The organism is Pseudomonas sp. NPDC088322 (assembly GCF_044740745.1).
Classification (GTDB): domain Bacteria; phylum Pseudomonadota; class Gammaproteobacteria; order Pseudomonadales; family Pseudomonadaceae; genus Aquipseudomonas; species Aquipseudomonas shirazensis.
Genome location: NZ_JBIURK010000009.1, coordinates 30,831 through 44,840 on the forward strand (window position 1 = coordinate 30,831; position 14,010 = coordinate 44,840).

11 protein-coding genes are annotated in these 14,010 nt (G+C 64.9%); all 11 read left to right on the top strand.

The annotated features are described in order from the left end of the window. Positions 1–24 precede the first annotated feature (24 nt). The 11 genes from ACIOAU_RS21635 (at position 25) to ACIOAU_RS21685 (ending at position 13,961) form a co-directional block, all read left to right on the top strand. Positions 25–1,458, top strand: a complete 1,434-nt coding sequence (locus ACIOAU_RS21635; protein WP_150570087.1) for a TolC family outer membrane protein — start codon at positions 25–27, stop codon at positions 1,456–1,458. After that, the gene (locus ACIOAU_RS21640) at positions 1,455–3,647 is read left to right on the top strand and encodes a type I secretion system permease/ATPase (protein WP_188035374.1); all 2,193 of its coding nucleotides are present in this window, start codon (positions 1,455–1,457) and stop codon (positions 3,645–3,647) included. Before ACIOAU_RS21635 ends, ACIOAU_RS21640 begins: the two co-directional genes overlap by 4 nt. Then, the gene (locus ACIOAU_RS21645; RefSeq protein WP_101316624.1) at positions 3,644–4,828 is read left to right on the top strand and encodes an HlyD family type I secretion periplasmic adaptor subunit; all 1,185 of its coding nucleotides are present in this window, start codon (positions 3,644–3,646) and stop codon (positions 4,826–4,828) included. Before ACIOAU_RS21640 ends, ACIOAU_RS21645 begins: the two co-directional genes overlap by 4 nt. A 246-nt stretch (positions 4,829–5,074) precedes the next feature. Further along, positions 5,075–5,974 (top strand): chemotaxis protein, encoded by a 900-nt coding sequence (locus ACIOAU_RS21650; RefSeq protein ID WP_101316622.1) that lies wholly within the window; start codon positions 5,075–5,077, stop codon positions 5,972–5,974. A gap of 104 nt (positions 5,975–6,078) precedes the next feature. After that, positions 6,079–6,390, top strand: a complete 312-nt coding sequence (locus ACIOAU_RS21655) for a hypothetical protein (protein ID WP_101316620.1) — start codon at positions 6,079–6,081, stop codon at positions 6,388–6,390. Next, on the top strand, positions 6,387–7,121 hold the full coding sequence (locus ACIOAU_RS21660) for a YkgJ family cysteine cluster protein (RefSeq protein WP_401184536.1): 735 nt from the start codon (positions 6,387–6,389) through the stop codon (positions 7,119–7,121). The genes ACIOAU_RS21655 and ACIOAU_RS21660 overlap by 4 nt, the downstream gene beginning before the upstream one ends. A 161-nt stretch (positions 7,122–7,282) precedes the next feature. Continuing rightward, complete coding sequence (locus ACIOAU_RS21665; protein ID WP_401184539.1) at positions 7,283–8,446, top strand: efflux RND transporter periplasmic adaptor subunit; 1,164 nt, start codon at positions 7,283–7,285, stop codon at positions 8,444–8,446. Continuing rightward, positions 8,443–11,535, top strand: coding sequence for a multidrug efflux RND transporter permease subunit (locus tag ACIOAU_RS21670; RefSeq protein ID WP_150573626.1), 3,093 nt, complete (start codon positions 8,443–8,445; stop codon positions 11,533–11,535). Before ACIOAU_RS21665 ends, ACIOAU_RS21670 begins: the two co-directional genes overlap by 4 nt. Positions 11,536–11,544: 9 nt before the next feature. Then, a complete protein-coding gene (locus tag ACIOAU_RS21675) occupies positions 11,545–12,219 on the top strand; it encodes a heavy metal response regulator transcription factor (RefSeq protein WP_103436083.1) in 675 nt (224 codons plus the stop codon). Beyond that, the gene (locus ACIOAU_RS21680; RefSeq protein WP_150570081.1) at positions 12,194–13,606 is read left to right on the top strand and encodes a heavy metal sensor histidine kinase; all 1,413 of its coding nucleotides are present in this window, start codon (positions 12,194–12,196) and stop codon (positions 13,604–13,606) included. Before ACIOAU_RS21675 ends, ACIOAU_RS21680 begins: the two co-directional genes overlap by 26 nt. A gap of 130 nt (positions 13,607–13,736) precedes the next feature. Beyond that, positions 13,737–13,961, top strand: a complete 225-nt coding sequence (locus ACIOAU_RS21685; RefSeq protein WP_188035371.1) for a hypothetical protein — start codon at positions 13,737–13,739, stop codon at positions 13,959–13,961. Positions 13,962–14,010: the final 49 nt, after the last annotated feature.

A 14,010-nucleotide genomic window follows, 5' to 3' on the forward strand; every position in this document is an offset into this window, starting at 1 on the left:
GACGACCAGCAGTAAGGGAAACCTGTGAAGCGAGGCTGTCAGCTGTCACCGCTGTTACTGGGAGCCCTCGGGCTCCTCGCGTGCAACCTCTACCCGGTCGCCATGGCGGCCGATGACATAGACCCGCAACTGCGCCAGATCGGCCCGTCGTTGTTGCGCGATGCTCCGGATGCCGTACCGGCGCGCGCGCCGGTCGGCCAGTCGGCCATAGCTGGCGACCGCCTCGGCATCGACGAGGCGGTGCTGATGGCCGCGCAATGGCACCCCAGCATCGCCGAAGCGGTAGGCAACCTGTACAAACAGGGCGAAGGCATCAACGTCGCCCGCGCTGGTTATTACCCGCAGATTTCCGGCGGCCTGCGCGGCGGCTACGACACCGGCAACGGCGCCGACCGCAGCAGCCAGGCACTAAACCTGTCGCTCAAGCAGATGCTGTATGACTTCGGCAAGGTCGACAACGCCGTCAGCGCCGCCCGCGCCGCTGCCGCCCGGGCCCAGGCCAACATCCTGCTGGTGCTCGATGACCTTGCCCGCGACACCGCCTATGCCTGGATCGAAACCCGCCGCTACGAGCAACTGACATTGATCGCACGCGAGCAGATCCGCGGCGTCGGCGACATCGTCGAGCTCGCCCGGCAACGCAGCGACATGGGCGCCAGCGCCCGTTCCGACACGGTGCAGGCCGAGTCACGGGTCGAAAGCGCGCGAGCCACCTTCGCTGAATATCAAGCGCAGCACCAACGCTGGCGCTCGACCCTGGCGGCGCTGCTCGGGCGCATCTCGCCACCGGCGCTGGCCGAGGAGTCACCGCGCCAACTGGAGGGTGCCTGCAGCCGCACCCAAGGCGGCGACGAGCGTTTGCCAGCGGTGCTGATGGCCCTGGCATTGCGTGCGCAGTCTCAGGCCGAGTTGGCCCAGGCCAAGGCTGAAGCCTACCCGACCCTGTCGTTGCAGCCGCAGGTCAATCACTACCTGGACAACGAATACGACCGCGACAATTCGCGCCTCGACCGCACCCAGGCCGGCATTTACCTCAACCTCGAAGTGCCGATTTATCAAGGCGGCGCCGTCAGTGCCCGCAGCCGCGCCGCGGGATATGCGCTGACCTCGGCCGACGCTGCTGAAGACGCCGCTCGCCTGCAGGCCCGCCGCGGCCTGGCTGAGGCGCAGGCGCAGACCGCCGGCCTGGCGCGGCGGCTGCGCTCGCTGGAAGCGCGCCAGGTCAGCATCCAGGAGGCGCGCATGCTCTATGGCCGGCAGTACCTGGACCTCGGCACGCGACCGCTGCTCGACCTGCTCAACGCCGAGCAGGAGATCTACCAGTCACGCTTCGAACTGGCCGGCACTCGCTCAGACCTGCTCCGACTGGATATCGACTGCCTCTACAACAGCAGTGCGCTGCGCTCGGCCTTCGCTCTTGAAGGCCGCAGCCTGCAAGGCGTGGAGATTCAACCATGAGCGACACCGTCAACCTTGATCTGCAGCAGACGCAACAGGCCGCGGCTGCGCCGGACGCACCGCCCCGGGCTGACCTCGGACCGTGGCTGGAGGTGATGCTGCAGGTCGCCCACCACTACCGCCTGGACGTCTCGCCGCAGCGCATCCGCTTGGCCGCCATTGAGGATGCGCGGCCGCTGGACGAGATCCTGCGGCACATGGCGCGGCAGGCCGGGCTGACCCTGCGTTTCGTGCGCTTCGATGCCAAAGGCCTGCGCCAGTGGCGCACCCCGATGGTGCTGGAACTCGACGACGGCCAGTTGGCCACGGTCGAGGCGGTTACCGAAGAAAACGATCTGGCAGTGGTGTTCGCCGGTGATCAGGGGCTGACCTCACGGCTGCCCCGTGAGGCGCTGACCGGCCGCATCGTGCGGGTAGCCCTGCTGCGTCCGGCGCGGCCGTTGCGCGATGTGCGCACCGACGACTACACCGCGCCGTATGACCGCCACTGGTTCGCCCGCATCGTCCTGCGCGACCTGCGCCCGTATGGCCAGGTCATGCTCGCCTCACTGGTGGCCAACGTGCTGGCATTGGCCGGGGTGCTGTTCTCGATGCAGGTATACGACCGGGTGATCCCGGCCGAATCGCTGCCGACCCTGTACGTGTTGTTCGGCGGCGTAGTGCTGGCGCTGGTGTTCGACTTCAGCATGCGCCTGCTGCGCCTGAAGGTCACCGACCTGCTCGGCAAGCGCGCCGACCTGCGCATCTCCGACCTGGTCTTCGGCCATGCCCTGCGCCTGCGCAACTCGGTGCGGCCAAAATCTACCGGCTCGTTCATCTCACAGTTGCGCGAACTGGAACAGATCCGCGACCTGATCACCTCGAGCACTGCCACGGCGCTGGCCGATTTGCCGTTCTTCCTGTTGTTCCTGCTGGTGTTCTGGCTGATCGGCGGCGTGCTGGTGGTGATCCCGTTGGCAGCGCTGGTGGCCATGCTCCTGCCCGGCCTGCTCGCGCAACGGCGGCTGGCACGTCTGGCGAATGCGTCGATGCGCGAGTCGGCGCTGCGCAACGCCATGCTGGTCGAGAGCATCCAGGGCATGGACGAGATCAAGGCGCTGCAGGCCGAGGCCCGCTTCGAGCGCCAATGGAACCAGTACAACGCCGCCTGCGCCCACAGCAACCTGCGCCTGCGCACGCTGACCAATGGCCTGGTGACCTGGACCCAGAACGTCCAGGGCGCGGTGTTTGCCGTGGTCATCGTGGTCGGCGCGCCGATGGTGATTGCGGGTGACCTGACCACCGGCAGCCTGGTCGCGGCATCCATGCTGTCGTCGCGGATGATGGCGCCCATGGCCCAACTGACCCACGTGCTGACCCGCTGGCAACAGGCCAAGGTCGCCCTGCAAGGGCTGGACAAATTGATGCAGTCACCAGTCGATCACCCCGAAAGCGAAGCACGCGTGCATCTGCCGGCAATTCGTGGCGAATATCAGCTGCGCCAAGCCACTTTCCGCTACAGCCCTGAAGCACCGCCGGCCCTGAACATCAACCAACTGAACATTCAGCCTGGCGAACGCATCGCGATTCTGGGCCGCAATGGCGCTGGCAAGTCGACCCTGCTGCAGGCCCTGGGCGGGGCGATGGATCTGGTCGAGGGCGAGGTCACGCTCGATGGCATCGCCATGGCCCACCTCGACCCGGCCGACCTGCGCCGCGACGTCGGCCTGCTGGCGCAGTACTCGCGGCTGTTCCACGGCACCCTGCGGGAAAACCTCACCCTCGGCGCCGGCCAGGCCAGCGACCAGGAACTGCTCGCCGCCCTGGCTGCCAGTGGCGCGCTGGAATTCGTCCGGCAATTGCCCAAGGGCATGGACCACCTGGTGCTCGAAGGCGGCGCAGGCTTGTCCGGCGGGCAACGCCAGGCCCTGGTCCTGGCGCGGCTGCTGGTGCGCCAGCCACAGGTGCTGCTGCTCGATGAGCCGACCGCATCGCTGGATGACATCAGCGAACGGCGCCTGCTGGATAACCTCGAGCGCTTCTGCCAGGGCCGCACGCTGATCATCGCCACCCACCGCATGAGCGTCCTGCAACGGGTCGATCGGGTGCTGGTGCTCGATGGCGGGCGGATCATCATCGACGACAAACGTGACGCTGCCCTGTCACGTTTGAGTCAGGGCGGTCAGCCAAGCCAGGGAGGCAAAGCATGAGCAGCCACGAACTTCCGGCATCATACCTGGATGGAGAAGACGACCACGCCGTGCTGCGCGCCGGGCGCATCATCATGGTCTGCGCCTTGATGCTGGCGGCGTTTCTGGCCTGGGCAGCGTGGTTCGAGGTGGTCGAGGTGTCGACCGGCACCGGCAAGGTCATCCCCAGTTCGCGCGAGCAGGTGATCCAGTCGTTTGAAGGCGGCATCGTCGCGCAGATGAACGTCGCCGAAGGCGATCTGGTCGAGCGCGACCAGGTGCTGGCCCAGCTCGATCCAACCAAGACCTCATCCAGCGTCGGCGAGAGCGAGGCCAAGTACTGGGCAGCGCTGGCCAGCGTCGCCCGGCTGCGCGCCGAGGTCACCGGCAAGCCGCTGAACTTCCCGCCCAGCCTGAGCAAGTCGCCGGAGCTGATCGAGACCGAAACCGCGCTGTACCAGACCCGCCGCCGCGGCCTCGAGCAGACCCTGGCCGGCATCGAGGACTCGCTGCGGCTGGTGCGCAGCGAACTAAAAATCACCGAAAACCTGGCCAAGATGGGCGCCTCCAGCCGGGTCGAAGTGATCCGCCTCAACCGCCAGCGCTCGGAGCTCGAACTCAAGGCCAACGAAGCGCGCTCGGACTACCTGGTGCGCGCCCGCGAAGACCTGGCCAGGGCCAGCGCCGAAGCCGACAGCCTCGAGCAGGTGATCCGCGGCCGCAACGACTCGCTGTCCCGCCTGACCCTGCGCTCGCCGGTACGCGGCATCGTCAAGGATATCGAAGTGAATACCCTTGGCGGGGTGGTCCAGCCAGGCGGCCAGGTGATGAAAATCGTACCGATGGACGAGCGCCTGCTGATCGAAACACGCATTGCCCCGCGCGATATCGCCTTCATCCACCCCGATCAGGCGGCCAAGGTCAAGATCAGCGCCTACGACTACTCAATCTATGGCGGCCTCGAAGGCAAGGTGGTGGGTATCTCGCCAGATACCCTGCAGGACGAATTCAAACCCGAGATCTATTACTACCGGGTGTTCATCCGCACCGAACAGGACAGCCTGCAGAACAAGGCCGGCAAACATTTCGCCATTGTCCCGGGCATGATCGCTACGGTGGACATCCGCAGCGGCGAAAAAACCATCCTCGATTACCTGATCAAGCCACTCAATCGAGCCAAGGAGGCCCTGCGCGAACGTTGAACCGGTTGCCCCAAGACCAACACGGTCCCCGTAGGAGCGGCCTTGCGTCGCGAAAGGCCCGCAAAGCGGGCCCGGCGATTATGTGGTGTTGCGCAGATCCTGGGGCCGCTACGCAGCCCTTTCGCGACACAAGGCCGCTCCTACAGTAGTACGCGTGCGCCGTTGATAAAGGATGGTGCTAAAGCCTGGGCCGGGCAGGCCGATAACCCGGCATCCTCCCTATTCTGACTTAGCCGAAGGTTGCCCATGGCCACCCAAAATGCCCGCGCGGACTCGTTGTCGCTGCTGCTGTTCACCCTGCGCAGCGGCAAGCTGATGGCGATCAACCTGCTCAAGGTCAGTGAAATCATCACCTGTCCACAGCTGACCAAGCTGCCCGAGTCGCACCCGCACGTCAAAGGCGTGGCCACTCTGCGCGGCAACTCGCTGTCGGTGATCGACCTGTCGCTGGCCATCGGCGAACGGCCGCTGGCCGACCCCGATGGCGGCTGCCTGATCGTCACCGAGATCAGCCGCTCGCGCCAAGGCCTGCATGTACAGGCCGTCAGCCGCATCGTGCATTGCCTGAGCACCGACATCAAACCGCCGCCATTCGGCTCGGGCAACCGTTCGTTCATCACCGGCGTGACCCGGGTCGACAACACCCTGGTGCAGGTACTGGATATCGAAAAGGTCATCCACGCCATCGCCCCGGCGCCAGCCGAGCCGCTGCCGGGCGAACTCGGCGAGGAAGACGCCAGCCTGCTCGCGGCCGCCAACATCCTGGTGGTCGATGACAGCCAGGTTGCCCTGCAGCAGTCGGTGCACACCCTGCGCGGCCTCGGTATCGAGTGCCACACCGCACGCAGTGCCAAGGATGCGATCAACGTCCTGCTCGAGCTGCAAGGCACCGAACGCGAGATCAACATCATCGTCTCGGATATCGAGATGTCCGAGATGGACGGCTACGCCTTCACCCGTACCCTGCGCGAGACGCCCGACTTCCAGCACCTGTACATCCTCCTGCATACCTCGCTGGATAGCGCCATGAGCAGCGAGAAGGCGAAGAATGCCGGCGCCAATGCGATCCTCACCAAGTTCTCCTCGCCCGACCTCACCGAGTGCCTGGTCACCGCAGCGCGCACCGTGGTATTCGCCGAACGGTAACACCTGGTTGCCATTTGCCCGGCGCACACCGCCAGCTGCATGCCCAGCGGGTGACGAGTCAGGCATAATCGGCGCTCCCTGGGCAATTGTTACCGGTACCCTGTATGAAGTGTTTGCGCTACCTCCTCGCTGTCTGCGCCCTGAGCAGCGGTGTCGCCCAGGCTTCCAGCAGTGAAGCCTGGAACGAATATCGCCAGCAGATGCTCAAGGACTGCCTGGCCGCCAGCCAACTGAAAGACGCCCACGCCCGCGGCAAACCCACCGAGTTCGATGATCGGGTCGGCTACAGCGCCCTGCTGATCGAAGGCATCTACCCGCAGAAGCACATGAAAAAGCGCACCGGCACCGAGCTGTGCCTGTATGACCGTGCGCACAAGCAGGCCTACGTCAGCGAGTGGAACCCCAGCGCCAAGTGAATCCACCCATTCGTTTTGCCTGCACCGGCTGTGGCAAATGCTGCACCGGCCACCATGTGCCACTGACCCTCGCCGAGGCCCGCCAATGGGTGGCCGCAGAGGGGCAGGTAGTGGTGTTGATCGAAGGCTTCGTCAGCGATGGCCCAGGCATGCCGCTGGACCAGCGCGAACATGTGCTGGGGCGTTCATATCCGGTCAGTTGCGGCGCAGCTGAGCTGCGCGTGTCGGTGACCTTTGCCGCGTTCAACCCTGGCCGCTGCCGCAACCTCGATGAACACGACCTGTGCCGCATCTATGAAACACGGCCGCTGGTGTGCCGGATCTATCCCGCCGAGATCAATCCGCATCTGCCGCTGCGGCCGGAGAACAAGGACTGCCCGCCCGAGGCATGGCAACAAGGCCCTGAATTGATCCATGGGCAGATGCTGGCCGATCCGCAGTTGGTCGCACTGATCGCCGCGTCACGCCAGGCCGACCGCGATGACATCGCCACCAAGGTGGCCATCTGCGAAGCGCTGGGGATGAACACCAGTGCCCTGAAAGGCAACGGCTTCACTGCGTACCTGCCGGACATGGGCGCATTCAGCACAGCGCTGGAGCAGGTCGCCAGCGCTAAGCGTGCTGCCTGGAGCGTGCATGTGGTCGACCCGGCGCTGAGCGCCGAGCTGCTCGAACATGGCCTGCGCACGACCGCCGAGACGCCGCAGTACTACGCCTTTATCGGTTTCTGAACGACACTGCAGTGCGGCGCAGGCATTGAGCGCGCCGCTGTGCCGGGCAAAACTGTCAGGGCTGACAGCTGGCTGTCACCCTGGCGACCCGGTTGCCGGGCTATAAGCTGTGAGTAGACCAAAGCGTTTCCCCCTTCCCTTCGGCTACGGTACCCGACCCGATGCGACGTCCGTCCCGCTCTGTGATTGTGCTGTGTATTGCGCTGATCGTCCTGCTCGCGCTTGCCTGGTGGTTCAGCCAGCGCCAGGCAGCGCCGCAGAATCACGCGCCCAGCGCAGTGCCGGTGCGGGTGACCAAGGTGGCGCAGCAGGACGTGCCGCGCTTCGCCACGGCGATCGGCAGCGTGCTGTCGCTGCACAACGTGCAGATCCGCCCGCAGGTCGACGGCATTCTCACCCAGGTGCTGGTCAAGGAAGGTCAGTGGGTCAAGCAGGGCGATCTGCTCGCGGTCATTGACGACCGGGCCATCCGCGCCAGTCTCGATCAGGCCCGCGCCTTGCTCGAGCAGAGCCAGGCGCAGTTGCAGGTGGCTGCGGTCGATCTCAAACGCTATCGCTTGCTCAGCAGCGATGACGGCGTATCGAAGCAGACCTTTGACCAGCAACAAGCGCTGGTCAAGCAGCTGCAGGCAACCGCTAAAGGCAATCAGGCGGCCATCGTCAACGCGCAGGTGCAGCTGTCGTACACGCAGATCCGCTCGCCGGTGACCGGGCGAGTCGGTATCCGCAATGTCGACCCCGGCAATCTGGTGCGCAGCAGCGATACCCAGAGCCTGTTCAGCGTGACCCAGATCGATCCGATTGCAGTCGAGTTCGCCCTGCCGCAGCAACTGCTGCCCACCTTGCAGCAGTTGCTCAAGGCACCCGAGCCGGCACTGGTGCAAGCGTTCATGGATGCCGACAATCAGCGCACGCTGCTCGGTGAAGGCCGCCTGGCCTTGATCGACAACCAGATATCAGCCAACACCGGCACCCTACGCATCAAGGCCGAGTTCGATAACAAGGACGGCCTGCTCTGGCCCGGCCAACTGGTCACGGTCAAACTGCGCACAGGGCTTGATCGCGGCGCGCTGGTGGTGCCACCGCCGGTGGTGCAACGCGGCATCGATGGCCACTACGTCTATCGCCTGGACGGCGACAAGGTCACCAGCGTGCCGGTCAAGGTGCTGTTTCAAGACAGCGACCTGACCATCATCAGCGGGGTAGCCGCCGGCGACCAGTTGGTAGTCGATGGCCAGTCGCGGCTCAAACCTGGCGCGCGCGTCGAAGTGCTCGGCGATCCACCCGCCAGCACTGAGCTGGCCGAGCCCAGGCTACAGCCATGAACAGCCGCAACGGCCTCTCGGCCTGGTGCATCGATCACCCGGTGGCAACCCTGCTGCTGACCTTCGCGCTGATCCTGCTCGGCGCGATTGCCTTCCCCAGGTTGCCAGTGGCGCCGCTGCCGGAGGCGGATTTTCCGACCATTCAGGTCACCACCCAGCTGCCCGGGGCCAGCCCTGAAACCATGGCTTCATCGGTAGCCACGCCTCTGGAGGTGCAGTTCAGCGCCATCCCCGGCCTGGCCCAGATGACCAGCAGCAGCGCACTGGGTTCGACCAACCTGATCCTGCAGTTCAGCCTCGACAAGAACATCGACACCGCCGCCCAGGAAGTCCAGGCGGCGATCAACACGGCCACCTCGAAACTGCCCCAGGACCTGCCCAACCCGCCGACCTGGCGCAAGGTCAACCCGGCCGACAGTCCGGTGCTGGTGCTTACCGTCAGCTCGGCACAAATGCCCGGCAACGAACTGAGCGACTACGTCGAGACCTTGCTCGCGCGCCAGCTGAGCCAGATCGACGGGGTCGGCCTGATCAATATTTCCGGCCAGCTGCGCCCGGCCATCCGGGTTCAGGCGCAGCCGGAAAAACTCGCCGCCATCGGCCTGACCCTGGCCGATATCCGCCTGGCCATCCAGCAGACCAGCCTCAATCTGGCCAAAGGCGCTCTGTACGGTGAGCACAGCGTGTCGACCATCAGCGCCAACGATCAGCTGTTTCATCCCGAGGATTACGCCCGGCTGATCGTGTCCTATCGCGATGGCGCACCGGTCTACCTGAGCGATGTCGCCAAGGTGATCGAGGGCGCCGAGAACGCTTACGTCAAATCCTGGGCCGGCGATCAGTTGGGGTTGAATCTGGTGGTGTTCCGCCAGCCGGGGGCGAATATCGTCGACACCGTCGACCGCGTGCTGGCGGCGCTGCCGCGCTTGCAGGAGATGCTGCCGGCCTCGGTCGAAGTGTCAGTACTGCAGGACCGCACCCAGACCATCCGCGCCTCGCTGCACGAGGTCGAGCTGACCTTGCTGATTGCGGTGGTGCTGGTGATCGGAGTGATGGCGTTGTTCCTGCGCCAGTGGTCGGCGACCCTGGTGGTGTCCAGCGTGCTTGGCGTGTCGCTGATTGCCAGTTGCGCACTGATGTACGTGATGGGCTTCAGCCTGAACAACCTGACCCTGGTCGCGATCGTGATTTCGGTCGGCTTTGTGGTCGACGATGCCATCGTCGTGGTCGAGAACATTCACCGTCACCTTGAAGCCGGCGATGACAGCCGTACAGCGGCGATCAAAGGCGCTGGCGAGATCGGCTTCACGGTGATTTCGATCAGCTTCTCGTTGATTGCCGCGTTCATCCCGCTGCTGTTCATGGGCGGTGTGGTCGGCCGGCTGTTCAAGGAATTTGCCCTGACTGCCACCGCGACCATCCTGATTTCGGTGCTGGTCTCGCTGACCCTGGCACCCACGCTCAGCGCCCTGTTCATGCGCAGGCCGAGTGCCGAGCAGCATGGCGGTTTCGGTGAGCGCTTGCTGCGCTGGTACGAAAAGGGCCTGAATCGCGCCCTCGCCCACCAGCGGCTTACCCTCGGCGTGTTCGGCCTGACCCTGGCGCTGGCGGTAGTCGGTTACGTGGCCATCCCCAAAGGCTTCTTCCCGCTGCAAGACACCGGTTTCATCCTTGGCACCAGCGAAGCGGCGGCGGATGTGTCGTACCCGGCGATGGTCGCCAAGCACGAGGCGTTGGCGAAGATCATCGAGGCTGACCCGGCCGTGCGCGCGTTCTCCCACGCAGTGGGCGTGACCGGCAACAACCAGACCATCGCCAACGGCCGTTTCTGGATTGCCCTGAAACCCCGCGGCGAGCGCGACGTCACCGCCAGCGAACTGATCGACCGGCTGCGCCCGCAACTGGCCAAGGTGCCTGGGGTGGTGCTGTACATGCGCGCCGGCCAGGACATCAACCTCAGCTCCGGGCCGTCGCGCACGCAGTATCAATACGTGCTCAAGAGCAACGACGGCGTTGCCCTGAACCTCTGGACCCAACGCCTGACCGAGCGCCTGCGCGAGGTGCCGGCCCTGCGTGACCTGTCCAATGACCTGCAGCTGGGCGCCAGCGTCACCCGCATCGACATCGACCGTCAGGCGGCCGCACGCTTCGGCCTGACCACCACCGATATCGACCAGGCACTGTACGACGCCTTCGGCCAGCGGCAGATCAGCGAATTCCAGACCGAGACCAACCAGTACAAGGTGATCCTCGAACTGGACGCGCGCCAGCGTGGCAAGGCCGAAAGCCTCAACTACTTCTATCTGCGCTCGCCGCTGACCGGCGAAATGGTGCCACTGGCAGCGGTGGCGCATGTCGCTGCGCCGAGTACTGGGCCGCTGTCGATCGCCCATGACGGCCTGTTCCCGGCCGCCAACCTGTCATTCAACCTGGCGCCGGGAGTGGCCCTTGGCGATGCCGTGCGCATCCTCGAGCAGACCCAGCGCGAGCTGGGCATGCCCGATTCGATCAGCGGCAACTTCCAAGGCGCAGCGCAGGCCTTTCAGAGTTCGTTGTCGAGCCAGCCGTGGCTGATCCTCGCTGCGCTGGTGGCGGTGTACATCATCCTCGGCGTGCTCTACGAGAGCTTCGTGCACCCGCTGACGATCATTTCGACCCTGCCCTCGGCGGGGCTCGGTGCGCTGATTCTGCTCTGGGCGATGGGGCAGGACTTCAGCATCATGGGCCTGATCGGCGTGGTGCTGCTGATTGGCATCGTCAAGAAGAACGGTATCCTGCTGATCGACTTTGCCCTGGAGGCTCAGCGCAAACACGGCATGAGCCCGGAGCAGGCCATTCACCAGGCGTGCCTGACGCGCTTTCGGCCGATCATCATGACCACCCTGGCCGCGCTGCTGGGCGCGGTGCCATTGATGTTCGGCTTTGGCACCGGCGCCGAACTGCGCCAGCCGCTGGGCATCGCCGTGGTCGGCGGTCTGCTGGTCAGCCAGGCGCTGACCCTGTTCACGACGCCGGTGATCTACCTGGCGCTGGAGCGCCTGTTCCATCGCCGCCACCGCACCGACGCCGCCGCGCCACGTATCAGCTGAGAGCAGACCATGCGAGTACTGATCGTCGAAGACGAAGAAAAAACCGCCGACTACCTGCATCGGGGCCTGAGCGAGCAAGGCTTCACCGTTGACGTCGCCCGCGATGGCACCGACGGCCTGCACCTGGCCCTGCACAGCGACTATGACGTGATCGTGCTCGACGTCATGCTCCCCGGCCTGGATGGCTACGGCGTGCTGCGTGGCCTGCGCGCACGCAAGCAGACGCCGGTGATCATGCTGACTGCCCGCGAGCGTGTCGAAGACCGTATCCATGGCCTGCGCGAGGGCGCTGACGACTACCTCGGCAAACCGTTTTCGTTTCTCGAACTGGTCGCCCGCCTGCAGGCGCTGACCCGTCGCAGCAGCAATCATGAGCCGCTGCAGGTGCAGGTCGCTGACCTTTCCATCGACCTGATCAGCCGCAAGGCCAGCCGCGCTGGCCAGCGTCTGGAGTTGACCGCCAAGGAGTTCTCGCTGCTCAGCGTGCTGGCCCGACGCCAGGGCGAAATCCTCTCCAAGACCGCCATTGCCGAGCTGGTCTGGGACATCAATTTCGACAGCGACGCGAATGTCGTCGAGGTGGCGATCAAGCGCCTGCGGGCCAAACTCGACGGGCCGTTCGCCAACAAGCTGCTGCATACCATCAGAGGCATGGGTTATGTCCTGGAAAACCGTGCCGGTTAATTCCATCGCGCTGCGCCTGGCAGGCTTGTTCATGCTGGTGGCGCTGGCGGTATTCCTGCTGATCGGCGCTGCGCTGTATCGCCAGGTCGACCGCAGCCTCGACCTGCTGCCCGCGGCCGAACTGGACGCCCGCTACAGCGTGCTCGAGTCGACCTTGAAGCGCTTCGGCACCCACGAGCATTGGCTCAAGGTCAGCAACAAGCTCAATTTGCTCAGTGAAGAAGATCGGCGCATCCGCTTCTGGGCGGTCAGCAGCGACCCGCAGTTCGAGTACGGCAAACCCAGCGAACAGATCCGCGCCTTCGCCGAAGGCGCCGAGGGCATGCGCGACCTGCGCCTGAACGGCAGCCCCTATCCGTACAAGATGTTGGTCAGTGAGCTGCCGCCCTTGGCACAGCGGCCGGCGCTGCGCTTCATTATCGGCATCGACACCGAAACCTTCTGGCAGGCGCAGCACAGCTTGCTGGTGGCCATCGTCAGCCTGGCCGCGCTGGGCGTGCTGCTGGCCGCCCTGCTGGGCTACTGGGTGGCACGCATCGGTTTACGGCCGCTGTCAGCGCTGTCCAGCAAAGCCCAGGCGCTGGCCGTGCCGCGCCTGGACGGGCGGCTGCCGACCGAGCAACTGGCCCCTGAGCTGGCGCAGTTTGCCGGCGCCTTCAACGCCACCCTGGAGCGGGTCACCCTCGCCTATTCGCGACTCGAGGCGTTCAACGCCGATGTCGCCCACGAACTGCGCTCGCCGCTGACCAACCTGATCGGCCAGACCCAGGTGGCACTGACCCGCGGACGCAGCGCCGAGCACTACCTTGAAGTACTGCAATCGAACCTTGAAGAGCTGGAACGGCTGCGCAGCATCATCAACGACATGTTGTTCCTGGCCAGCGCCGATCAGGGCAGCAAGGCCACCGCGCTGACCCAGGCGTCGCTGGCCGCTGAAGTAGCCACCACCCTCGACTACCTGGATTACATCCTCGAAGACGCCCAGGTGCAGGTCAGGGTCAGCGGCGATGCCATCGCGCCGATCGAAACCGCGCAGTTGCGCCGAGCGCTGATCAACCTGTTGCACAACGCCGTGCAGCACACCCAGGCCCATCAGGTGATCACCGTGCGCATCGATGCGCAGCCTGAGCAGGTAAGTATTGCCGTAAGCAACCCCGGCCCGGCCATCGCCGACGAGCACCTGCAACTGTTGTTCGAGCGTTTCTACCGGGTCGATGCCGCGCGCAGCAACAACGGCGCTGGCAATCATGGCCTGGGCCTGGCGATCGTCAAGGCAATCGCGCTGATGCACGGCGGTGAAGTATTTGTGCGCAGCAACCACGGCAGCAACACCTTCGGCATACGCCTGCCGAGCGCTCAAGCCAGCGGGTTTGCCGCTGATAGCTGATGGTTTCGCCGGTTATCATTACTTTTTTCGCAACAGTGCATCTCCAAGCGGATGCTGTTTCTGCGGGCTGAACAGGACTAATTTGGCGCCTGTCCTCACTCACACTTGCAGCGCAAGAAGGTTGTTTCAAATGTCCAACAGTATGGGTATCGCGAGCCTGTTCGTTGCCTCTTCCCTGTTGTTGTCACCGCTGGCCATGGCGGAAGAATCGCCGGCCTTTGTCGCCCGTAACGCAGCCCTTGCCACGGCTCATCAAGAAGCCCGCGAAGGCTATGCCGCGCAATCGGCTGAGGCCGGCAAAGATGCGCAGCAGACAGCTGCCAAGACTGACCAGGATGCTGCCAGCGACAGCTGATCGAGCTGCCTGCATCTGCCCCTCTTCCCAAGGCCTGCACGTGGGCGCC